Annotated in this window: 19 protein-coding genes; 7 read left to right on the top strand and 12 right to left on the bottom strand. The window is 70.7% G+C overall.

Annotated features, from left to right (window positions below):
• Window positions 1-32 precede the first annotated feature (32 nt).
• Window positions 33-1,214, bottom strand: coding sequence for a hypothetical protein (locus H5965_RS11195; protein ID WP_310969529.1), 1,182 nt, complete (start codon window positions 1,212-1,214; stop codon window positions 33-35).
• A gap of 286 nt (window positions 1,215-1,500) precedes the next feature.
• Between H5965_RS11195 and H5965_RS11190 the strand changes: the two genes are divergently transcribed.
• Window positions 1,501-1,911 carry a DUF3151 domain-containing protein gene (locus H5965_RS11190; protein ID WP_310969528.1) on the top strand — a complete coding sequence of 137 codons (411 nt, stop codon included), beginning with the start codon at window positions 1,501-1,503 and terminating at the stop codon, window positions 1,909-1,911.
• 57 nt (window positions 1,912-1,968) lie between these two features.
• Here the strand turns inward: H5965_RS11190 and H5965_RS11185 are convergent, their stop codons facing one another.
• A complete protein-coding gene (locus H5965_RS11185; protein WP_310969527.1) occupies window positions 1,969-3,192 on the bottom strand; it encodes a lipase family protein in 1,224 nt (407 codons plus the stop codon).
• A 90-nt stretch (window positions 3,193-3,282) separates the two neighbouring features.
• Here H5965_RS11185 and H5965_RS11180 point away from each other — a divergent pair, with 90 nt between their 5' ends.
• A complete protein-coding gene (locus H5965_RS11180) occupies window positions 3,283-3,927 on the top strand; it encodes a TetR/AcrR family transcriptional regulator (RefSeq protein ID WP_310969526.1) in 645 nt (214 codons plus the stop codon).
• Between the two features lie 100 nt (window positions 3,928-4,027).
• On the opposite strand, the gene H5965_RS11175 is transcribed toward H5965_RS11180, so the two are convergent.
• The 3 genes from H5965_RS11175 to H5965_RS11165 all read right to left on the bottom strand — a co-directional run bounded on the left by H5965_RS11175 (window position 4,028) and on the right by H5965_RS11165 (window position 7,384).
• Entirely contained in the window at window positions 4,028-5,191 is a 1,164-nt protein-coding gene (locus H5965_RS11175; protein WP_310969695.1) for a GGDEF domain-containing protein, read from the bottom strand.
• A gap of 321 nt (window positions 5,192-5,512) precedes the next feature.
• Window positions 5,513-6,772, bottom strand: coding sequence for an MFS transporter (locus H5965_RS11170; protein ID WP_310969525.1), 1,260 nt, complete (start codon window positions 6,770-6,772; stop codon window positions 5,513-5,515).
• A gap of 315 nt (window positions 6,773-7,087) precedes the next feature.
• Window positions 7,088-7,384, bottom strand: coding sequence for a hypothetical protein (locus tag H5965_RS11165; RefSeq protein WP_310969524.1), 297 nt, complete (start codon window positions 7,382-7,384; stop codon window positions 7,088-7,090).
• Window positions 7,385-7,555: 171 nt separating this feature from the next.
• Between H5965_RS11165 and H5965_RS11160 the strand changes: the two genes are divergently transcribed.
• Window positions 7,556-9,439 (top strand): FAD/NAD(P)-binding protein, encoded by a 1,884-nt coding sequence (locus H5965_RS11160; protein WP_310969523.1) that lies wholly within the window; start codon window positions 7,556-7,558, stop codon window positions 9,437-9,439.
• Between the two features lie 14 nt (window positions 9,440-9,453).
• Here H5965_RS11160 and H5965_RS11155 read toward each other — a convergent pair whose 3' ends face one another.
• From H5965_RS11155 to H5965_RS11145, 3 genes are all read right to left on the bottom strand, one after another.
• On the bottom strand, window positions 9,454-10,557 hold the full coding sequence (locus H5965_RS11155) for a glycosyltransferase (RefSeq protein ID WP_310969522.1): 1,104 nt from the start codon (window positions 10,555-10,557) through the stop codon (window positions 9,454-9,456).
• A gap of 18 nt (window positions 10,558-10,575) precedes the next feature.
• Window positions 10,576-11,214, bottom strand: a complete 639-nt coding sequence (locus tag H5965_RS11150) for an HNH endonuclease family protein (protein WP_310969521.1) — start codon at window positions 11,212-11,214, stop codon at window positions 10,576-10,578.
• Window positions 11,215-11,304: 90 nt separating this feature from the next.
• Entirely contained in the window at window positions 11,305-11,985 is a 681-nt protein-coding gene (locus tag H5965_RS11145; RefSeq protein ID WP_396136885.1) for a hypothetical protein, read from the bottom strand.
• A 76-nt stretch (window positions 11,986-12,061) separates the two neighbouring features.
• Between H5965_RS11145 and H5965_RS11140 the strand changes: the two genes are divergently transcribed.
• A complete protein-coding gene (locus tag H5965_RS11140; RefSeq protein WP_310969520.1) occupies window positions 12,062-13,348 on the top strand; it encodes an adenylosuccinate synthase in 1,287 nt (428 codons plus the stop codon).
• On the opposite strand, the gene H5965_RS11135 is transcribed toward H5965_RS11140, so the two are convergent.
• Complete coding sequence (locus tag H5965_RS11135; RefSeq protein ID WP_003091821.1) at window positions 13,345-13,842, bottom strand: OsmC family protein; 498 nt, start codon at window positions 13,840-13,842, stop codon at window positions 13,345-13,347. The two genes, H5965_RS11140 and H5965_RS11135, sit on opposite strands and share 4 nt — an antisense overlap.
• A gap of 116 nt (window positions 13,843-13,958) precedes the next feature.
• On the opposite strand from H5965_RS11135, the gene H5965_RS11130 reads away from it, so the two are divergent.
• Window positions 13,959-14,864, top strand: a complete 906-nt coding sequence (locus tag H5965_RS11130; RefSeq protein ID WP_310969519.1) for a TIGR03564 family F420-dependent LLM class oxidoreductase — start codon at window positions 13,959-13,961, stop codon at window positions 14,862-14,864.
• On the opposite strand, the gene H5965_RS11125 is transcribed toward H5965_RS11130, so the two are convergent.
• On the bottom strand, window positions 14,845-16,479 hold the full coding sequence (locus tag H5965_RS11125) for a Na+/H+ antiporter (protein WP_310969518.1): 1,635 nt from the start codon (window positions 16,477-16,479) through the stop codon (window positions 14,845-14,847). The genes H5965_RS11130 and H5965_RS11125 overlap by 20 nt on opposite strands.
• Before the next feature lie 148 nt (window positions 16,480-16,627).
• On the opposite strand from H5965_RS11125, the gene H5965_RS11120 reads away from it, so the two are divergent.
• Entirely contained in the window at window positions 16,628-17,869 is a 1,242-nt protein-coding gene (locus tag H5965_RS11120) for an aromatic acid/H+ symport family MFS transporter (RefSeq protein ID WP_310969517.1), read from the top strand.
• A 45-nt stretch (window positions 17,870-17,914) separates the two neighbouring features.
• On the opposite strand, the gene ribA is transcribed toward H5965_RS11120, so the two are convergent.
• Both ribA and H5965_RS11110 read right to left on the bottom strand, forming a co-directional pair.
• Window positions 17,915-18,637, bottom strand: a complete 723-nt coding sequence (gene ribA, locus H5965_RS11115; RefSeq protein ID WP_310969516.1) for a GTP cyclohydrolase II RibA — start codon at window positions 18,635-18,637, stop codon at window positions 17,915-17,917.
• A complete protein-coding gene (locus H5965_RS11110) occupies window positions 18,634-20,103 on the bottom strand; it encodes a PfkB family carbohydrate kinase (protein ID WP_310969515.1) in 1,470 nt (489 codons plus the stop codon). The genes ribA and H5965_RS11110 overlap by 4 nt, the downstream gene beginning before the upstream one ends.
• Window positions 20,104-20,613: 510 nt before the next feature.
• On the opposite strand from H5965_RS11110, the gene H5965_RS11105 reads away from it, so the two are divergent.
• Window positions 20,614-21,678 carry a hypothetical protein gene (locus tag H5965_RS11105; protein ID WP_310969514.1) on the top strand — a complete coding sequence of 355 codons (1,065 nt, stop codon included), beginning with the start codon at window positions 20,614-20,616 and terminating at the stop codon, window positions 21,676-21,678.
• Window positions 21,679-21,694: the final 16 nt, after the last annotated feature.

The following is a 21,694-nucleotide window of genomic DNA, read 5'->3' as shown; positions in this document are numbered from 1 at the left end:
GCCACGGTTGCGTGGCGGCCCCTTCGCCGTGTTCAGGCCGATTCGGCGACCGAGCGCCGCGCGGCCCACTTCCGGGTCAGCGGTTCCGCGCCGGCCCACAGGGCGAACACCCCGCCCAGCACCACCAAAGCCGTCCAGTACGCCGCCGGCGGGGCCGACTCCGTGTGCGCGTCACCCAGCACCCACGGCCGGAACTGCGACTGCACCCAGAACGCCCCGTACCCGAACGCCGTCACCAGCAGCGCCCCCGCGTCGGCCTGCAGCACGCCCGCGCCGATGGCGAACGCGACGTCCACCGCCAGGCCCACGAACAGCAGGTAGAACGGCACCGTCGACACCGGGAAGCCGAGCCCCAGGAGCAGCGGCCACATCACCGAGCGGTAAGCCACGTACGCCAGCGCCACCGAAGTGGCCGCCCAGCGGAAGCCCAGCGTCCGGCGCGCCACGACCAGGATCAACGCCATCACGCCGATGCCCCACAGCGGGTACACCCACGACGGGATCGGCATCGTGAAGTGCAGCACCGCCGTCCGGTCGACCTGGTGGCCGATCTGGTTGGCCGCGAAGTCCAGCAGCGACTTCTCCGCCTCCGGCTCCCCGCGCTCCCACGCCCGCAACCCCAGGATCCCGTATTCCTGCTGGCCGTTCGGGAAGAACGTGTTCTCCAGGAAGAACGCCCACAGCGCCAGCAGCACGCCGGTGCGGAAGCGGCCCGGCGGCGCGAACTTCAGCCAGGCCAGGAGCACGCCCGCCTGCATGATGCCCGTACCCAGGTACAACATCATGTGGGACGGGCTCCACGCGGTCAGGTCGAGGCCGTTGACGCGGTGGTTGATCACGTCCAGCGGGGCCGCGACCAGGAACGTCAGCAGGCCGATCTGCATCAGCCGCAGCGACCGCTTGTCGCACCCCAGGCCCGTGTAGCTGTGGATCGCCACCAGCACCACGATGATCACCGTGCCGACGGTGTTGATCAGGTGCGGGGGCGCCAGGTCGTCGCGCAGCCACATGAAGTGCCACGACATGTCCCACGACGAGCCGACCAGCTTGAAGGCGAACGCCGCCAGCCACATCCCGTAGCAGAACCGGAGCACCCAGTCCGGGGTCGGCTGCCCGGGGGCGCCGCGGTGCCAGTGCCGCGTGAAGAACAGCCGCGTCTTGGCGACGGGGCTGCGCGGGATCACGTCCACCGGGACGTCGACTGCCTTGGCCATGCCGGACATCATGGCCGGTCATGGTCACGAGTGGGCCAAGACCGTGGCAAACGCCGCCAAAATCCGGGTTCCCCCGACCTTCTTCCCCACCACCACCCTCAACGGAGGCGCTTCGCGCCCAGGGTTCACCCGTAGGGGTCACAGACTTGCTTCCGGCGGGGCCGGCTTGGCAGGGTGTCGCGCCATGATGCCGAAACGAGTTGTCGCGGGCGTGCTCGTCGCCGCCCTGGTGCTGGCCGGAGCCGGGGTGCTCGGGAGCCTCTTCCTGTAGGGGCACAATGACCCCATGACGCACAACCTGCTCGGCCCCGAGCCGACGCTGCTGCCCGAGCACACCGCCGCCCAGGCCGCGCTCGACGCCGGGAGCGACCCGGCCACCGTCGCGGCCGAACACCCCGACTACAGCGAGGCGTGGGCTTCGCTGGCCGAGAAGGCCTTCGACGCGGGCGAGACCGTCGCCGCGTACGCGTACGCCCGCACCGGCTACCACCGGGGCCTCGACCAGCTGCGCCGCGCGGGCTGGAAGGGCTTCGGCCCGGTGCCCTGGTCGCACCGCCCCAACCAGGGGTTCCTCCGCGCCCTCGCCGTCCTGGGCAAGGCCGCCGGCAAGATCGGCGAGACCGAGGAGCACGAGCGCTGCAAGACCTTCCTCGCCGACTCCGACCCCGCCGCCGCGGAAGCCACCGGCCTGAAGTGACCCACCGGTCGTGAGTGGCAAGGCGGGTTAGCACCCGCCTTGCCACTCACGACGCGGTCAGAACCAGCCGCAGTTGACCGGCGCCGGGAGGCCGGCGAACCGGCCCTCGAGCCAGGCGAACGCCTCCGGGTACGCCCGCACCGCGCCGAGCACGTGCGTCGGCACCAGCGATGTGCTGAACTGCACCTTCACGCCCTTGCCGCACCACGTCCGGCCCAGGTCGCGGTCCTGCGCGTACGGCACGATGTCGTCGAGCGCGCTGTGCACGATCAGCACCGGTGCCGTCGGCTTCAGCGACCCGATCTTCTGCTCGGCCACCCGCGACCGGTACGGCTCCTCACCGAGGTAGGCGACGAGCGAGCGGCCGTCGCTGGTCAGCGTCGAGGACTGCGTGAACGCGTGCGCGGCGATCGCCTCCACCGTGCACTCGGTCCGGACCTGCTCGAACAGCTGCTTCCCGCGCGCGTTGAGCAGCGCCGGGATGTTCAGCTCCGGGTACGCGTAGTTCATGCTCACCAGCGCGAACCCGAGGAAACCGACCGCGTAGTGGCCGTCGAGGTTCTTGGCCACCTCGGCGAGGTCCGCCGGCACCGCCCCGGCGTACGCGCCCTTCAGCTTCAGCTCGGGCGCGTAGCTCGGCTGCAGTTCCGCCGCCGCGGCCGAGGCGCCGCCGCCCTGGGAGTAGCCGGCGATCGCGACCGGGCCGTCGTCCGGCAGCCCCGCCTCCGGCAGCCGCTGCGCCGCGCGGATCGCGTCGAGCACGGCGTGGCCCTCCGACGCGCGGTTGACGTACGTGTGGTCCCCGGGCGTGCCCAGCCCTTCGTAGTCGGTGACGACGACGCCGTACCCCCGCGTCAGCAGCCCCGCGATGAACGGCCCTTCGTACTCGAAGCCCGCCGCAAGCGCTTTCGACGGGGCGCAGTCGTCGCCCTCGCCCTGGGTGCCGACGGCGTAGGAAACGATCGGGCGCACCCCGGCGCCGTGCCACGCCGACCGCGGCGTCAACACCGTTCCGGTGACGGCGATCGGCGAGCCGTGCGTGTCGGTGCTGCGGTACATGATCCGCTGGACGTTCGCGTCGGCCTTGATCAGCTGGATCGGGTCGATGTAGAACGTCGACGTCTCGTGCCGGATGACGTCGCCGTTGCTTCCGGCGGGGAGGGGGGACGGGGGATCGTAGAAGGACGCGGCGGAGGCCGGAGGCGGGCCGAGCGTCGCCAGGGCCAGAACGGAAACGGTGGCGACGGCCGCGGAGAGGGCGCGACGGGGGAAGATACGCATGCTTGCTCCTCGTTGAGCAGGTCGAGTGCGCGCGGGTGACACCTTTTCAGACAGAGGTGTCGAAAAAAGAATCACGTGAGGTGGACCACAATGTCAAGCCCGGCCCCGCGCGGGCGGCCGCGCAAGCTCCCGGTTTCCGAGCAGCGCGCCCGCGTGCTGCAGGCGACGGCGAAGGTCGTCGCGCAGCACGGGATGCAGGGCGCGACGATCGAGCAGATCGCGCGCGAAGCCGGCGTCTCGCGCCAAGCCGTCTACGAGCAGTTCGGTGACCGCGCGACGCTGTTCGCCGAGGTGGTGGCCGCGACCGAGGAGAGCGCCTTCGCCGCCATCGCGAGCCCGGCCGTGGCCGACACGCAGCCCGGCCTGCGGGCCTGGGCGCGGGCCAACTACGCGAACATGGTCACCTTCGTCGCCGACCACCCCGAGGGCTACGGCGTGCTCCGCGCGGCCGAGCGCGCGGGCGACCCCGCCCTCACCCGGTTGAGGGAGAGGCTGGCCGTCGTCTACGCCGAGGCCGCCCGCAAGCGGTGGGCCGCGCACGGCATCGACTCCGGCCGCGCGGACCGCGCGCTCGTCACGCTCTTCTTCGCGATGACCGAGTCACTGGTCCAGGCCACCTGGGACGGCGAGCCGCCGGACCAGGACGCCCTGATCGACCTGCTCACCGAGTTCACCGTGGGCGGCGTCGCCCGCCTGCAGACCAAGGCGAGCGACGTCATCGACCGGTTGCGGTAGCTGTGCTGATCGCTTAGCAATCCGGCCACAGCCACGGCCGCATGACTTTGCGGCCACGGTTGCGTTCCGCGCGGGGGGCGGCCTGCTTTTGGCCGGATCGCTAAGCCGCGGCGAGAGCCGCCGCGGCCGAGCCCACCACCCGGTTGCGCCCGCCGTGTTTGGCCGCGTACACGGCCGCGTCGGCGGACGCCATCACCTCCTCGATGGACGCGCCGTCGAGCGGGTAGGCGGCGACGCCGATGGACGCCGTCTGCCGTTCGATGTCGACGGCCGCGCCTTCGTTGGTCGTGGTGCTGATGATCAGTTCGCTGACCCGTTGCCGGATCCGCTCCGCCGTGACGATCGCATCCTCTTTGGACGTCGACGGCAGCAGCGCGACGAACTCCTCGCCGCCGAACCGGCCGACCAGGTCGTGCGCCCGCGTCTCCTGCTTGACCACGGCGGCGACCGCCTTGAGCACGTCGTCCCCCGCGAGGTGCCCGTAGGTGTCGTTGATCCGCTTGAAGTGGTCGAGGTCGATCATCATCGCGCCGAAGCTGCCGTTCTCCCGCTCCGCGCGCGAGATCTCGCGCTGCGCGCCGTCCTGCCAGGTGGTGGCGTTGAGCAGCTGCGTCTTCTGGTCCGTGGTGGCCAGCTCTTCCAGCCGCTTGATCAGCACGGACCGCTGCAGCACGTACAGCGGCAGGATGACAAGAACCGACAGCAGCGGTTCTTCGTTGAGCACCATCACCAGCAGCGCGCCCACGCACAACGTGGACAGCTCCAGCAGGTTGTCGTCCATGTTGCCGAGGCAGGACACCGGCGTCGCGTTCTTCGGGTCGGCCAGGTAGAGACCGAGGCCGGTGAGCGCGGTGTTGACCGTGAAGAAGGCCAGCGCGGCCAGCGTCACCGTCGCCACGCCGCTGCCGATGGTCATGTGACCGACGACACCCGCGGAGAAGGCCGACAAGATCATCGTGGTCGCGTTGGCGGCCACGCGGTGAAATTCACCCGGACGGGTGCCGGACCAACTACGGAACGCCAAGTAGACGTACAGCACGACACCGAGCGCGGCGATCAGCTGGGCCGGCAGGAGCAGGCCGGCGGGCAGCAGCCACACCGAAGTCATCGAGATGTAGGGCCCGTTGCTGAGGATCCGGCGCTGCCGCTCGAGCCGCCTGCTGACCTCCGTCTGCGTCACGGCCAAGGCTGTGAGCAGCGCAAACGTGCCCAGCTGGGCGACGGTGACCGGCACGGTCAACAGCGAAACGGCCGTCCAGCTCAGCATGACCGTGATGGCGGTCAGCGTCGCGATGATCCAGTCGCGGGGGCGGGTCCACAGTGCCCAGCCCCGTACGCGAGAAATCAAGTCTTGGCCGTGCTGTTCCCCCGATGTGACCATTTTTCCCCCAGACCCTTGCGTGGTTGTACGGTGACAAAGTACTCACGGACAGTTTCAGACCGTTCGCCTGCTGTCCACAAGGGCTTTCGGTGTGTACTTTTTCTTTGACACCGGAACGAGAGGTGGCCAGCGATGCGCGGCAAAGAACAGTGACCGCACAGCGCACCGCAAGGTCGCGCAGGTCGAGCCCACGCGCGGGGCATGTCAAGCATGTTCGGCGCGTGCGGCTTCTTTGTCGATCCATCGATCCGGCTCGCCCGACAGCGCCCGGGCCCACAGCACCGCCAGCGGCAGGGTGAGCACGAGCCCGGCGATGCCGAAGATGCCCACCGTGCCGTGCGGGGTCAGCTGATCCGCCAGCACGCCGCCGATCAGCGGGCTGATGCCCATCATCGTGGTCAGGCCGGTGTTGGACAGGCCCATCACCTGCGCCCGCTGCTCGTCGGGCACCGCCAGGGTCAGTGACGCGGTCGCCTGCAGCAGGCAGACCGTGCCCAGGCCGCCGGAGACGATGAACAGCACGATCGACGAGACCGGGCCGGGGTTCAGGAAGCAGAGCAGCAGCGGCACGGCGCACAGCGCGGACAGCGGGCCGATCAGCTTCGGCCGCAGCCGCGCGGGCACCCAGCGCGTGTAGGCGAAGGTCGCGATGACGCTGCCGATCGGGTCGGCCGCGAGCAGCAGGCCGATCGTCTCCGGGCCGCCGCCCGCCGCCGTGACGTACGGCGCGGCGATGCCCTCGTAGACCGGCAGCAGGCCCATCAGCCAGGTGAACAGCACCAGGGTGCGCAGCGGCCCGCTCGCGAACGCCGTCCGGCCACCGCCGCCGAGCGTCGCGAAGAAGGACTTGCGCTGCTCGCCGCTCGCCGCGGCCGGCCGGGCGCGGACGCCGAAGCGGACGAAGACCGCGGACAGCACGAACGTGGCAGCGTCGACGACCAGCGCCACGTGCGGGTCGAGGGCGATCAGCAGCGTGCCACCGCCGGCGAAGCCGAGCAGCTGGGCGCTCTGCACGGTCATGCTCCGGATGCCCATCCCGACGACGAACCGGTCGCCTTCGAGCACCTGCGGCAGCAGCGCCAGCTGGGACGCCTTGAACGGCGGGTTGACCAGGGAGACGCCGCCGACCAGCACGCACATCAGCCAGAACGGCATCCCGGGCACGGCGACGAGCAGGATCAGGGCCGCCCGCAGCAGGTCGACGAGCACCATCACGCTGCGGCGCGGGAAGCGGTCGGCGAAGCCGGTCAGGAAGATGCCGCCCAGCAGCGACGGCGCGTAGGTCAGGGCGTAGGTCAGGCCGGTGAGCGTCGCGGAGTTCGTGCCGGTGAACACGAGGATGGACAGCGCCACCCTGGCCAGCTGGTCGCCGGCGATGGACAGCAGCTCGCCGAACCACAGCGCCCGGAACTCGGCGATCCCGAACACCTCGCGGAACGTGACGCGATCCGGCGGTGCTGCCATGCGTTTCTCCCGACCTCTCGTGCATACCGTGCCCGGTGCATGACCCCTGGTGACGAGACGACCAGTCGTCATGAGGCAGTCACGGTACGTGAGTTACCTCAGCCAGTGTCCCGTGACTGTTGGTAAATCTCTAGGTTCTTTCGCCGGTATCGAAGGTGTCACGGAGCTTTCCTGAACGGGTCAGACGATAGCCCGCAGTGTCTGACCGGTGGCTCAGGAGTCACCAATGGATCATTCCGTACCGCTTGGTCGGTCGCCAGGGGCAAAAGTAGCCACCTCGCGTGCGCGAGGTGGCTACCGGGAAAACGGACGCCCTCAGTGCTGGCCGCGAGCGCCTTCGACGACCTCGATCGAGGCGCGGACCTGCTCGAAGGTGGGCGGAGCCGCCCGGTTGAACACGACGGTCAGGGACCGGCGCGGGATGACCACGAACTCGACGTCGACCCCGGCCGCCTCCGCGGCGGCCTCGACGACGTCCCGCCAGTGCTCGGGGTCGATCCCGTCCGGATCGGCCCATTCGTGGGCGAAGATCGCCCAGTTCCCCCGGAGGAGGGTGCCGACCACGTCCTGCGCGGTGTGGACGCGGTGCGGCGAGCCGAGCTCATCGGTCAAGTATTCGCAGGTGGAACGGGATGATCGAGGCCCGGGCGCCTGGGTGGACGAAGGTCAAGTTCGCTCCTCTCGCCGGTGTACCCCAGGACTTCGGAGCCGCGCGCGGCGTGGATGGGTTCCGCCCTGTGGGAAGGGCTTCCGGCGCCGGAACCCCGGCGTAGCTTCGGGTTCGTGGCCGATCTCCCGCCGTTCACCCTGGCTGTCGTGGGCGCCGGACCCCGCGGGGTCGGCGTCCTCGAACGGCTCGGCGCGAACGCGGGCGAGCTGCTCGGCGGCCGCCGGCTCGAGGTGCACCTGATCGACCCGTTCCCGCCGGGGCCCGGCCGGGTGTGGCGCTACGACCAGTCGCCGCTGCTGCGGATGAACTCCATGCCCGAGGACGTCACGATGTTCACCGACGACTCGGTGAAGATGGCCGGCCCGGTGCGGCCGGGGCCGTCGCTGCTGGAGTGGGCGCGGAAGGTGCGGGACGGCGGGCTCGCCGCCGACGTGCCGCCCGACGTCGTCGCCGAGCTGACCGGGCTCGACGCCTTCGACTTCCCCACCCGGCGCCTGCAGAGCGCCTACCTGACCTGGGTGTACCGGCAGGTCGTCGCGGACCTGCCCGAAGGCATCGACGTCGTCGAGCACGCGGCCCGGGCGACCGGGGTCGACGGCCGGACCGTCCGCCTGTCCGACGGCTCGGCGGTCGTGGCGGACGCCGTCGTCTTCACCGTCGGCCACCTCGACGCCGAACCCGACGAGCGGGAGCGCGAACTGGTGGCGTTCGCCGCGCGGCACGGGCTGTCGTACTACCCGGCCGGCTACACCGCCGACGTCGACTACGCGGGCGTCGCGCCGGGCGAGACCGTGCTGGTGCGCGGGTTCGGGCTGGCGTTCGTCGACCTGATGCTGCTGCTGACCGAGGGCCGCGGCGGCCGGTTCGAGGACCTCCCGTGCGGCGGCCTCCGCTACCACCCGAGCGGCGCCGAGCCGGTGCTGCACGTCGGCTCGCGGCGCGGCGTCCCGTACCACGCGAAGATCGGCTACCGGCTGCGCGGGAAACCGTTGCGGCTGCCCAGGTTCTTCGACGCCTACGCGATGGACGCGCTACCGGGGGACGCGCTCGACTTCCGCGCCGACGTCTGGCCGCTGATCGCGAAGGAACTGGCCTGGGGCTACTACAGCGAGCTGTTCACCGGGCACCCCGAGCGCGTCCGGATGGACTTCGCCGTGTTCGCCGACGCCTTCACCGACCTGGCCTGGGATTCGCCCGCCATGCGGGACCTCGTGGCGCGGGCGGTGCCCGCCGAGGCCGACCGGCTCGACCTCGACCGGCTGGATCGGCCGATGGCGGGCCGCTCGTTCGGCACGGCGGAGGAGTTCGGGAAGAAGCTCCGCCAGTACATCGAGGCCGATCTGGCGCGCCGGGCGGACCAGGAGTTCAGCGCGGACCTGGGTGCCTTCATGGCGCTGCTGTCGGTGTACACCCAGCTGCCGATCTTGGTCCAAAAAGGACGGCTGGGGGCCGCCTCGCAAGTGTCCGATATGGACGGCTGGTTCCACGGGTTCTTCTCCTACTACGCCAGCGGCCCGCCGCCGCGCCGCCTGGAGGAGCTGCTGGCCCTGCACGAAGCCGGGATCGTTTCCTTCGCGGGCGCGGAAATGCGGGTGACGGCGGAGGACGGCGTCTTCGTGGCGTCGTCGGCGAGCCACCCGGAGACGGCCGAGGCCCGCACGCTGATCGAGGCGCGGCTGCCGGACCCGAGCGTGACGCGCGCGGCCGACGGCCTGCTCCGGCAGCTGCGGGACGCGGGCGAACTGGCGGAGGAGACGGTCGCGGACCCGGTGACGGGCGCGTCGCTGCCGTCGGGCCGCATCCACACGCGGGTCTCGGACTCGCGGCTGCTCGACGGGACGGGCCGTCCCCACCCGCACCGGTTCGCGGTGGGCCCGCACACGAGCGCCCGCTCGGCGGCGGCCTTCACCCGGCCGCGGACGAACGCCCTGTCCTTCCGCCAGAACGACGCCGTGGCCCGCGAGATCCTGGCGCTCGTGGGCGGTAACGCGGGTTAGAACCGCGTTACCACTCACGAGGCCCAGGCGACCAGTTCGTCGAGCACCGCCTCGGGCGCGGGCATGCCGGCGATCTCAGCCGCGACCCTCTGCGCGACCTTCCGGGCCGCCGGGTCGTCCAGCAGCGCGCGGGCCGCCGTCTCGATCGCGTCGATCCGCACGGCGTCCCCCACCAGGGCCTTCGCCGCGCCGAGCGCCGACAACGCCTCCGCGTTGGCGAACTGGTCGGCACCCTGCGGCAGCACCAGCTGCGGCAGACCGGCGGCGAGCGAGCCGAGCACCGTGCCCGTACCACCGTGGTGCACCACCAGGCCCGCGTGCTTCAGCACCTCGGCCTGCGGCACGAACCCGGCGACCCGCACGTTCTCGGGTACCGGGCCCAGCGCCGCGGGGTCGCCCGGGCCGACCGCCACCAAGACGTCCAGCGGCAGCCGCGACAGCGCCGCGATCGCCCCGCGCAGCACCTGTGTCGCGCCGAAGACCACCGTGCCCAGCGTCAGGTACACGAAGCCGTCGTCCGGGAGGGCCGGCAGCGGGACGTCGGCGTTGTAGGGCGTCGGGCGCATCCGGAACACCTTCGGCACCGCCGCCGAGCCCGGGTCACGGACGCTGTCGGGCCAGACGTCGACGCAGGCGTCGCCGAGCATGGCGTCCGCGGGGAGGCGGCCCCACAGCGGCGCCAGGCGTTCGGCCGCGACGGACAGGACCTCCGGTGGCACCGACCGGCCGATGACCAGGGAGACGGCCGGGATGCCCGACTGCTGCGCCAACGCGCCGGCGCCGACGTCGCTCTGCTCGTAGACCACCAGCTCCGGCCGCAGCTGCGGCAGCAGCGGCCGCAGGTCGGCCATCGTCGCCTGCGGCAGCAGCTCGGCGAACATCGTGATGCCGACGTCGAATCCGGCTTCCGCGCCGTGCCGCCGCTGGGCTTCGGCTTCGGCTTCGCTGATCGAGATGCCCACGCGGTGGGTCTCGAAGCCGAGTTCGCGCACCTTCGGCACGAACGCCTCACCGGTGCCGAAGACGACGTCGTGCCCGGCGGCTTTCGCCGCGTTCGCGAGGGGGAGCAGGGGGAAGAGGTGGCCGTACGCCGGGCGGCACGTGAAGAGGATCCGCACCGCCCGAGCGTACCGGCGTCAGCAGCGGTTGAGCATGTCCGTGAGTGCGGACTTCTCGGCGGAGTTGACCGTCAGCTTGAACTTGTACTTCACCGCGACCCACATCTTCGCGTAGGTGCACCAGTAGCCGGTGAGCGGCGGCTTCCACTGGTCGGGCGACTTGTCGCCCTTCTCCTGGTTGACGTTGTCCGTGACGGCGATCAGCTGCGGGTCGGAGAGGTCGTTCGCGTACGCCTGGCGCTGCGCGGTCGTCCACGACGACGCGCCGGTGCGCCACGCGTCGGCCAGCGGCACGACGTGGTCGATGTCCACATCGGACGCCGCGGTCCAGGTCGCGCCGTCGTACGGGCTGAACCACTTGCCGGAGGTCGCGGCGCAACCGGAGTCGGTCACCACGTTCGTGCCGTCGCGCTTGAGCACCACTTCGCGGGTGTTGCAGCTGTTGCCCTGGTCGATCCAGTGCGGGAACTTGTCGCGGCTGTAGCCGGTCTGCGAGCCGTCGGCCTTGACGGTCAGGGCCGCGAGCTCGGACTTCGCCGTGGTGGCCGACGGGATGCCCGGCGGGGTCGCGTCCGCGACGCCGGCCAGGGTTCCGGACAGCACCGCGGTGACCGCGAGGACGGTGAACGAATGACGAACAGCACGCCTGGTTGGCATCTTGCTGCCTCCGTGTCTGAAGTGGGGACAGCTAACCTTCAGGCACGGAAGTGGCGCATACAACACGTATAGGTGACAGGTTGCTGTCCGTCAAACGGCGCCGCGGACCAGCCGCAGGTCCTCGGTGTGCCGGTACCAGGTCCACTTGTTCACCGCACGCTCGAAGACGACGTCGTCGCGCACCGGCCGGGTCGGGATGCAGCCGATCTGGAACGCCCGCGAGTACAGCGTGGACGGCCGCTTGAAGATGGTGCCCTTGACGACCCGGACGGCCAGCCCGGGACCGCCCGGGTCCGGCGTCACCTCGATCGATGCGGCCGGCCCGCGCAGCGCCACCTGCTCGTCGGCGTAGGCCACGCCGCGGACCAGCCGCAGCTGCCCGCGCCCGACGAGCACGCCGCCGACGTCGTCGCGGATCAGCGGCACCGGGTCGACCTCGCCGCGCAACGCCAGCGCGAGCGCCCGCAGCGGCGTCTTCGGCAGGCCCCAGAGCGCGCCGACGACCGAGTCCGGCGAGGAGGGCACGAACCCGACCGACACGCCGGAGATCGCGTCCTTCCGGAGCAGGCGCAGCACGACCGCGGCGAGGTCGGCGTCGGTGCCCGAGACGACCAGGTGATCGTGTTCGCCCAGCAAGGGGTCGATTTCCGCTTTGCCGGGACGGCTCGGCACGCGGATCGACTCGACGTCGTCGACCTCTTCGAAGCCGGCCGCGTCATCGCCACAGGCCACCACGATTCCGCGCACCCGCAGGTCCTCCGTTACAGTCATGCACCGGCATTTCGTCAGCGCCACCGGTGTCCGTCCGGGACACTAAACCTCAGTCGTCGAACACCTGGAGTGTCACATGCCGGCCATCGTGCTCATCGGTGCCCAATGGGGAGACGAAGGCAAGGGCAAGGCCACCGACCTGATGGGTGACCGCGTCCAGTGGGTCGTCCGCTACCAGGGTGGCAACAACGCCGGTCACACGGTCGTCCTGCCGAACGGCGAGAACTTCGCCCTGCACCTCATCCCGTCCGGCATCCTGACCCCGGGCGTGACGAACGTCATCGGCAACGGCGTGGTGGTCGACCCGGGCGTGCTGCTCGAGGAGCTGTCCGGACTCGAAGCGCGGGACGTCGACACGTCCAAGCTGCTGATTTCGGCGGACGCGCACCTGATCATGCCGTACCACGTGGCCATCGACAAAGTCACCGAGCGGTACCTCGGCAGCCGCAAGATCGGCACCACCGGCCGCGGCATCGGGCCGTGCTACCAGGACAAGATCGCCCGCGTCGGCGTCCGCGTGCAGGACCTGCTCGACGAGAAGATCTTCCGCCAGAAGGTCGAAGCCGCGCTGGAGTTCAAGAACCAGGTGCTGGTGAAGGTCTACAACCGCAAGGCCCTCGACGCCGACCAGGTCGCCGACGAGGTGCTGGCGGCGGGCGAGAAGTTCGCGCACCGCATCGCCGACACGCGCCTGCAGCTCAACCAGGCGCTGGAGCGCGGCGAAACGGTGCTGCTGGAGGGCTCCCAGGGCACGCTGCTCGACGTCGACCACGGCACGTACCCGTTCGTGACGTCGTCGAACCCGACGTCCGGCGGCGCGAGCGCGGGGTCCGGCATCGGGCCGGGCCGGATCACGACGGTGCTCGGCATCCTCAAGGCGTACACCACCCGCGTCGGTTCCGGCCCGTTCCCGACCGAGCTGCACGACGAATCGGGCGAGTACCTGCGCAAGCAGGGCGGCGAGTTCGGCGTGACGACCGGCCGCTCGCGGCGCACCGGCTGGTTCGACGCGGTGATCGCGCGGTACGCGGTGCGCGTCAACGGCATCACCGACTACTTCCTCACGAAGCTGGACGTGTTGTCCGGCTTGGAGAAGGTTCCGGTGTGCGTCGGCTACGAAGTCGACGGATTCCGCACGCAGGACATGCCGATGACGCAGACCGACGTGCACCACGCGATCCCGATCTACGAAGAGCACCCGGGCTGGTTCGAGGACATCTCGGCGTGCCGCACGTTCGAGGAGCTCCCGGCGAACGCCCGCGCGTACGTCGAGCGCCTGGAAGAGCTGTCCGGCGCCCGCATTTCCGCGATCGGCGTCGGCCCGGGCCGGGACCAGACGATCGTGCGGCACGAGTTCGTCTAGGTCAGTTTGGTGCTGACCGGCGTCTCGTTGCGGAACAGGTCGAGCACCGGGCAGTGCTCGTCGACCTCGCGCTTGAGGTCTTCGTAGCGCTCCCGGCTCGCCGGTCCTTCGAGCTCGACCGACACCCGCACGTCCCCGAACCCGGGACGGGTGTTGAAGGAGAAGCCGAAGAAGCCGTGCAGGTCGAGGTCGCCGTCGACGGTGACCTTGATGGAGTCGATCGGGATCCCGCGCTTCGCCGCCCAGAACTGGTACGTGATGACCTGGCACGACCCGAGGGCGGCGAGCGCGTACTCGACGGGGTTGGCGGCCTGGTCGGTCCCGCCGAGCGCGGCGGGCTCGTCGACGGTGAAGGCGTGGTCCCGCACCTTGACTTCGACTTCGGTCTTGGTGCCGGGCTTCAGGACGTGGTCGACACTGAAGGAGACGGCGGCGTTGTGCGGGTCCGCGTCGACGGCCTTGCGGGTGCCTTCGATGACTTCGGTCAGCGACATGAGGCTCTCCTGAGTGATCGGTTTCGCCACAGAGTGGGCGAAACCCGCGGGCACCGCTCGGGTTCTCAGGTCCTGGGAACCCGGAAACCGGTGGCGCGGCTCGCTAGCTTGGGTGCATGACCATCGGAGTCACGCTTCCCTCGGGCGACACGGACTCGGCACCCAACCTCGTCGACGAGCTGCTCGCCCAGACCCGCCAAGCGGCCGACGCGGGCCTCAAGTCCGTCTGGTTCTCGCAGCTCCCGCTCAGCCAGGACGCCATCGCCGTCGCCGCCCTGGCCGGGCGGGAAAACCCCGATCTCGAAGTCGGCACCTCCGTCGTCCCGACCTACCCGCGGCACCCCCTGCTCGTCGCCAGTGCCGCGCTGACCGCGCAGGCCGCCACCGGCGGGAACTTCACCCTCGGCATCGGGCTCGGCTCGAAGGGCTTCCTCGGGCCTGTCTACGGCCTCGAGTACCCGCCGCCGATCCGGCACCTGCGCGAGTACCTCACCGTCCTCAAGCAGGTCTTCGCCGGGGAGGCCGTCGACTTCGACGGCGAGACCGTCCAGGCCCACCCGCTGGGGCCGTCCACTGTGGCCGGTGGCGGGGACATCCCGGTCATCGTCGCCGCGATGGGGCCGCAGGCGCTGCGCGTGACCGGGGAACTCGCCGACGGCACCCTGCCCTTCCTCGCCGGCCCGAGAGCGCTTTCCCAGGAAATCGTCCCGGCGCTGCCAGGCAAGCGGATCATCGCCGCCGTCCCGGCCATCGTCACCGATGACCCCGACGCCGTCCGGACGCTCGCCGTGGAGCAGATGGGCTTCTACGCGCAGATCCCGTCGTACCGGCGGATCCTCGACGTCGAAGGCGTCGGCCACCCGGCGGACCTCGCCATCATCGGCGACGAGAAGACCGTCCTCGACGGACTGCGGCGCTACTACGACGCCGGCGCCACCGACGTCCTCGTCTCGCAGACCGGCATCCGGTCGAGTGAAGAACGCCTGCGGACGTGGGAGGTCGTCAGCTCATTCGGTTCGTGAGGGTCGCGGTCACCGACATCTCCTCCAGGTCCAGTTCCCGCAGCACCTTCCGCAACACTTCGTCGTCGAGCCGGCCCGCGCGGTTCTCCTCGATCATCGCCTTGCGCTGGGTGATCAGCAGCTCCCGCCGGGCCTTCGCGAACTGGGCCTGCGGGCTGCCGGCGCGGTCTTCGCCGGACAACGTGATCGCGGCCTTCGCGAACCGGTACCGCGTGTCGATCAGCCGTTGCAGCCGTTCCTTGAGCCGGTCGACCTTCTCCTGGGGCAGGTCCAGCGAAGCCAGCCGCTCGCGGCTGATCTCGCGCAGCCGGTCCTGCGCCGCCTTCTTCGCGACTTCGCGAGCCGCGAGTTCCTCGGCCTCGTCCCGGGACGCCTCCTCGGGGTCCTCCACCTTCAGTGCCCGGATCAGCGGCGGTAGCGTCAACCCCTGGATCAGCACCGTCCCGATGGCCACCGTGAACGCGAACAGCTGGATCTCCTCGCGGCCCGGGGTGTCCGCCGGGACGCCGGCCGCGGCGGCGAGCGTGACGACTCCGCGCATGCCGGTCCACGACACCACCGCCAGCGTCCGCCACGACGGCGCCGCGCGGTCGCGGCCGAACAGCCGGACCGTCTGCGGCAGGTACGCGGAGACGAACACCGCCGGGATCCGCACCAGCATCGTCACCGCGAGCACGGCCACCGCGACCAGCGCGAGCGTCCCATTGTCGCGGGCCACGTGCTGCGCGCCTTCGAGGACGAACGGCAGCTGCAGGCCCATCATCGCGAACACCAGCGCCTCCAGCAGGACGTCGATGGACGCCCACACGGATCTGTCCTGCATGCGCGTCGCGGGGGACGCGTACAGCGCGCGGTGACCCAGCAGGAGGCCGGCCGCGACGACGGCGAGCACGCCGGACCCGCTGAAGTCGTCGCTGAAGGGGTGCAGGTGCTCGGCGGTGACGTACGCGGCGAAGGGCACGATGATCCCGAACGCCGACTCCATCAGGGGGTCGTCGAGCTGCCGCCGGATCAGTACCACGAGCGCGCCGATCGCCAGGCCGACGCCGATGCCCAGCACGGTCGCGACCCCGAACACCGCGAACCCGTGCCCGGCCGAGCCCGCCGTGCCCGCGACGGCGGCGAGCGCGACCTTGTAGAGCGTCAGCGCGGCGGCGTCGTTGACCAGGCTTTCGCCGGTCAGCACGGTCATCACCCGCCGGGGCAGGCCGAGCTTGCGGCCGATCGCGACCGCGGTCACCGCGTCCGGCGGCGCCACGACCGCGCCGAGGACCAGCGCGGACGCGAACGGCACGTCCGGCAGCAGCAGGTGCACCACCACGGCGACGACCACGGCGGTCACCGCGACCAGCACCACCCCGAGCGCGACGATCGGCCGGAGCGCGCGTTTGAAGTGCGTCAGCGAGCTTTCCAGCGACGTCGAGTACAGCAGCGGCGGCAGGACCACGGTGAGCACCAGCTCGGGCTCCAGCTCGAACCGCGGCACCCCGGGGATCAGCGCGACGCCGAGCGCGACGACCACCACCAGCAGCGGGGCGGACAGGTTGTAGCGCCGGGCGAGCGCGGTCAGCGCCAGCGAACCCGCGAGCACGCCCATCAGCGTCAGGATTTCCACTCGCCCGATCTTTCCGCAGGTCGCACGGCCCTGCCGGACTTCCGCTCAGCGGAACCGCGCTGGATTCTGTCGGACCCCCTGGGCATACTCGTGCGCAATCCGCACAAGTGTGCGGAGGACGTGCACCGACGCACCCCCGGAGGTTCCGATGTCCCCTGGCACTCGCGGCTGGGTCGTGCCCTTGGCCTGGACGGCCGTCCTGCTCGACGGGTTCGACCTGGTCGTCCTCGGCACGGTGCTGCCCGTGCTGCTCCGCGGCCACGTCTGGGGCTTGACCCCCGCCACGGCGTCGGTCGTGTCGACCGTCGGGCTGGCCGGGATGATGCTGGGCGGGCTGGCGATCGGCACGGTCACCGACGTCATCGGCCGCCGGAAGTCCCTGATCATCTCGGTGACGCTGTTCTCGCTGTGCACGCTGCTGTGCGCGTTCGCGCCGTCGACGTTCGTCTTCGGGCTGCTGCGTTTCGTCGCCGGCCTCGGCCTCGGCGGCTGCCTGCCGACGGCGATCACGCTGGTCACGGAGTACGCGCGGCACGGCAAGTCCGGCAGTGCGACGACCACGGTGATGACCGGTTATCACGTCGGCGCGGTGCTGACGGCGCTGCTGGGCATCGTGCTGATCACGCCGCTGGGCTGGCGCGCGATGTTCGTCGCCGGCGCGCTGCCCGCCGTGGTGCTGGTCCCGCTGATGCTGAAGTATCTGCCGGAGTCCGAGACGTTCCAGCAGGTCCGCGCGGCCGAGAGGTCGGCCGGGCACGCCGTCGCCGGCCTGTTCCGCGGTGGGCTGCTGCGCGCGACGATCGCCTTCTGGGTCACCTCGTTCATGGGCCTGCTGCTGGTCTACGGCCTGAACACCTGGCTGCCGGAGATCATGCGCCAGGCGGGCTACCCGCTGGGTGCGGCGCTGAGCCTGCTGCTGACGCTGAACGTCGGCGGCATCGTGGGCCTGCTGGTCGCGGGCCGGGTCGCCGACCGCGTCGGCATCCGCCCATCCGCCATCGTCTGGTTCTGCGCCGGCGCGGTGTTCCTCGCGTTGCTGAGCGTGAAGCTGCCGGCGGTCGGGCTGTACACGGCGGTGTTCCTGACGGGCTGCTTCGTGTTCAGCGCGCAGGTCCTGGTGTACGCGTACATCGGCCGCATCTACCCGGACGCGATCCGCGCGACGGGCCTCGGCTGGTCGGCGGGCATCGGCCGCATCGGCGCCATCTCCGGCCCCATCCTGGGCGGCGCCTTGTTGACGGCGGGAATCGCGTACCCCTGGGGCTTCTACGCCTTCGCGGGCGTGGGCGCGCTGGGCGCGGCGGCGGTGACGGTGGTCCGCCCGGGCCGCGGGAGTCCAGTTCAGGAGGGCACTTCGTCGGTGACGGAGTCGCGGCCTGCCACGACGTGAAAGCTGCGGCCCCGGACAGCCGGGCCGGGCTGTCTGGGGCCGCTGTCAGGCGACCTGCTTCGCGCTGTCGGTGTCCACCACCACGCCGACCGGCTGGGCGGGGTGAGCCGCGGCTTTGCGCAGCGCGGCCCGGCGCGGGCTGAGCCAGCGTGATCCGGCGAACCGGATGACCCGCCACCGCAGGCGGGCGGCCATGGACAGCATGTGTTCCTGGTTGTCGCGCTTGGCGACCAGGTAGGCGAGCGTGTGCGCGCCCGGCTCGGGGATGAGCAACGGCCGTGGCCGCACCTTGATCTCGCCGAGCTCGAGGCCTTCCAGTTTCCCGGGGTTGTTGGTGAGCAGGGTGACTTCCTTGAGGCCCAGCTGCTTCAGCAGCGCCACCGCGTCGCCGTACGACCGGGTGTCCGCCTTGCGCTCCAAGGCCGCGTACGCGGCGAACGTGTCGATGCCCTCTTCCTGGCACAGCCGGTAGCCCCGCGCCTTCGTCAGGAGGCCGGCGCCACGACCTTCCTGGTCCAGGTAGATGAGCACGCCGGAGTGCCGCTTGATCTCCTCGAGCGATTTGTCGAGCTGGTACAGGCAGTCGCAGTTGGTGGAGCCGAATATCTCGCCGTAGAGGCACCGGGACTGGATCCGCACGAGGCAGCCGTCCCGCGGTTCGCCGAACACCGCCGCGCACGCCGGATTGGGCTGCTCGGAACCACCGAGGACGACGACCCGGAAATCGCCGTCCGAATCCTGCAATCTGTGCTCCACGACCTCGGTCACGGGTTCTCCACGTCGGGTTTTCTCCACAGCCGGTCGACGTCTTCGGTACCGGGCATGGAATCGGTGATCTCCTCGATGGTGAGGTTGGCGGTCATGGCCTGGATCGCCCATTCGAGGGCTTTCCAGGTCAGGTCTCCGCCGTCCTTGAGGAGTTGGAAAGTCAGGGCCGCGGAAAACGCCTCGCGAGCCCCGGGAGTGTCTTCGAGCGGAACGTTCGGGCCTTCGATGTCCCTGGACCGCGTCCGGGAGCGGATCTTGGCGCCGAAGTTCTCCACCACACAGACTGTCTCCACGCCGAGCGTGAGCAATTCCTCAGCCAGCGCGTCGACCGTGTCGGGGCGGTCCGGGTAGGACAGGAGCCCGCGCAGTTCGCCTTCACGGCCGACGAGGTAATCGACGCCGTGAAGATACCGATAAAGCTGTTGCGGCGTTGCCATGGGTGGCGAAGCCTGCAGGAGGACCAACGGTTTCGGCGATTGGCGGGCGGCCTCTTCGAGGGCCCATTGCACCGTTTCCACCGGTGGTTCCAAGGTGACCATGACCGCATCGGCGTCGGCGATTGCTCGTTTCGTGCGCGGTTGCTCGAATTCCGTTGTGGACAGCGAGACCTTACCCTTGTTCATCCAGCCCAGATAACGGGTCTCACCCTTCTGTGTCACGAGCATGAGAGCGCGCGGATTCGCCTCGCCGGGCGTTTCGCGGATCAGCTCGGTCGACAAACCTTCTTGCTGCATGTAACGGGTGAGCTCGCGGGCGGCCTCGTCGCCCCCGATGGCGGCGCAGAGCCGTGCGCGGAGCCCGAACCGCCGGGCCGCGACCGCCAGGTTGAGCCCCTTGCCCCCGGGGTGTTCCTCGAACGAACTCGCCTGGACCGCGGCCCCGATTCCGGGCAGGTCGTCGGAGACCACGACCACGTCCGTCACCGCGCCCCCGACCACGACGATCGAGTTGCTGGGCTCCCGGGCACCGGCGGCCGGCTCGAGCAGCGCTTCCGGACCGTGCACGCAGCGCTCGGCGAGCCGGACGAGCGCGCGCGCCTCGGCCGAGCCACGCAGCGTGCGCACGGTCGGCGCCGGGGGGATCTCGGTCACGCCGAGCAGGCGGTGGAACGCCTCCCAGTGCCGGGCGAGCGCGTCGCGCCGCTCGCCGAGGTCCTCGGCGTACAGGCCGTGCAGCTTCGGCCGGTCGGCGACCAGGGACTCGAGCACGCCGAGGGCGAGCGCCGCGTCGGCGATCAGCCGGTCGGTCGGCTCGAGATCGGCGGTGACGCGGGTGACGACGTCGACGATGGCCTGGTCGGTGGACACGGCGTGCTCACGCGCGTACCGGCGCACGACGGGCAGGTCGGCGAGCAGCACGACGTCGACCTCCGTCGCGCTGAGCCGCTCGACGTTGAGGCCGCTGCGGGTGCGCAACTTGAGGAAGACGTTTCGGACGCCTTCGACGGCGGCGTCGGGCTTCGCCATCAGCCAAGCCTACCCTTCCTCTGGCATTTGTCTTCTCCAGGGTGACACTTGTTGGACAAACTCCGGACGCTGCCATGGCAGAAGCACGAGTATGTGTCACAACCGGTTCATCTGCCGCGGCGAAAGGTACCTCCTCGCTGCTCCGTTCAGGGTACGACTCTCCGGCTGGACGGACGCTCGACTCCCTGGTGTGCCGAAGTCTCGGTGTCAACCGGAAGAACAGCCGACTCGTGTATCGGAACGGCAATTGACATTGTTACTCGGCAAATGTCACCCTGAGCTTGCCTCATCGGCCCCAGGGAGGTCGCCATGAAGCCCTGTACCTCAGGTTCAGGCCACGAAGTCACCCGCATTGATTTGGCTTCCGCGCTGCGGATTCCGCAGGAAGCTGCCATCATTGGCAGCAGAGCCCGGCCGCGTCCGGCAATTGCCGCGCTGGGCTTGCTCGCGCTGTCAGTCGCCGGGTGCGCTGTCCCTTCGAAGACGGCCGACCCCACCGGCGGGGACCGGGTGGTCCTCGTCGTCAGCGCCACCGCCAATGAACCGCGGCCCGCCGTCACCGACGTGGCCCGCAAGCTCCTCATCGACGCCGCGAACAGCGGAAACGCCTCGCCGCAAGGCTCGGGCAAGAGCAGTGTCGCCCTCGTTTCGGCCGCTGACGGCGCCGATGCCCGCCAGATCGTCCTGACGCCGAGGCGGGCCGACGGATCGCTGGAGCACGGGTTGCAGCGGCCGTCGCTCATCGATCGCAACGTCCAGGCCGTCGCCGACGCCGTGGCCGCCACGGTCGCCGCGCGGTCCGGGCTCGATCTGCTGGGTGGCATCGACGCCGCCGTCCGCGGAATCGCTCCCGGGCGCCTGATCGTGGTCAGCAGCGGGCTGAGCACGGCGGGAGCCTTCGACCTGCGCCAGGTCGGCTGGGACGCGGACCCGGCGACGGTCGCGCGCCAGCTGGCCGCCAAGAACGCGTTGCCGCACCTCGAAAACTGGCACGTGCTGTTCACCGGGCTCGGCAGCGTCGCCGGGGCGCAGGCGCCCCTGCCCGGCCCCGCGCACGACAAGCTCCTCCAGTACTGGCAAGTGATCTGCACGCAGGCTCGCGCGGCCGGCTGCGAGTTCGACGACAAGCGCGTCACGACCGAGCCGTCGCGGGCCACGGTCGCCACGCCGGTCGTGCCCGTGCCGGGGGTGACGTCGGTGGTCGGGCCCGCGGGCCGGGTCAGCACCACCGTGTCCGACAGCGCGCTCGGGTTCTCGGGCGATTCCGCGGTGCTGTCCCCGGGTGCTCTGGACCTGCTGCGCGCCCTCGCCGGGAGCATCACCGCGGCGGGCAGGTCCGATGCGGTGGTCATCCGGGGTTACGCCGCCGATCCGCCGGGGTCGACCGCGGCCGGCCGCCAGGCGCTCGCCGACCAGCGCGCCCGCGCGGTGGCCGGCGCGCTCGGCGACGCCGGGGTGCGCCAGCGGCTCGACGTGGCCGGGGTCGGCACCCAGCCCGGCCGGACGGCGATGGTGGGCGGCCGGTTCGACGAGGCCGCGGCCGCCGCGATGCGGCGGGTGGAGATCGCTTACTAGCAGACGAGGAGGTACC

It is taken from the genome of Amycolatopsis sp. 505 (assembly GCF_031625235.1).
Lineage (GTDB): Bacteria > Actinomycetota > Actinomycetes > Mycobacteriales > Pseudonocardiaceae > Amycolatopsis.
Note: the sequence above shows the minus strand (reverse complement) of the source record. Positions and strands in the feature narration are given on the sequence as shown.

Coding starts and splice junctions, on each gene's coding strand:
- H5965_RS11190 (WP_310969528.1), top strand. CDS start 1,501: ATGACGCACAACCTGCTCGGCCCCGAGCCGACGCTGCTGCCCGAGCAC.
- H5965_RS11195 (WP_310969529.1), bottom strand. CDS start 1,214: ATGGCCAAGGCAGTCGACGTCCCGGTGGACGTGATCCCGCGCAGCCCC.
- H5965_RS11180 (WP_310969526.1), top strand. CDS start 3,283: ATGTCAAGCCCGGCCCCGCGCGGGCGGCCGCGCAAGCTCCCGGTTTCC.
- H5965_RS11135 (WP_003091821.1), bottom strand. CDS start 13,842: ATGTCGCTGACCGAAGTCATCGAAGGCACCCGCAAGGCCGTCGACGCG.
- H5965_RS11120 (WP_310969517.1), top strand. CDS start 16,628: ATGTCCCCTGGCACTCGCGGCTGGGTCGTGCCCTTGGCCTGGACGGCC.
- H5965_RS11170 (WP_310969525.1), bottom strand. CDS start 6,772: ATGGCAGCACCGCCGGATCGCGTCACGTTCCGCGAGGTGTTCGGGATC.
- H5965_RS11185 (WP_310969527.1), bottom strand. CDS start 3,192: ATGCGTATCTTCCCCCGTCGCGCCCTCTCCGCGGCCGTCGCCACCGTT.
- H5965_RS11145 (WP_396136885.1), bottom strand. CDS start 11,985: ATGACTGTAACGGAGGACCTGCGGGTGCGCGGAATCGTGGTGGCCTGT.
- H5965_RS11110 (WP_310969515.1), bottom strand. CDS start 20,103: ATGGCGAAGCCCGACGCCGCCGTCGAAGGCGTCCGAAACGTCTTCCTC.
- H5965_RS11140 (WP_310969520.1), top strand. CDS start 12,062: ATGCCGGCCATCGTGCTCATCGGTGCCCAATGGGGAGACGAAGGCAAG.
- H5965_RS11130 (WP_310969519.1), top strand. CDS start 13,959: ATGACCATCGGAGTCACGCTTCCCTCGGGCGACACGGACTCGGCACCC.
- H5965_RS11150 (WP_310969521.1), bottom strand. CDS start 11,214: ATGCCAACCAGGCGTGCTGTTCGTCATTCGTTCACCGTCCTCGCGGTC.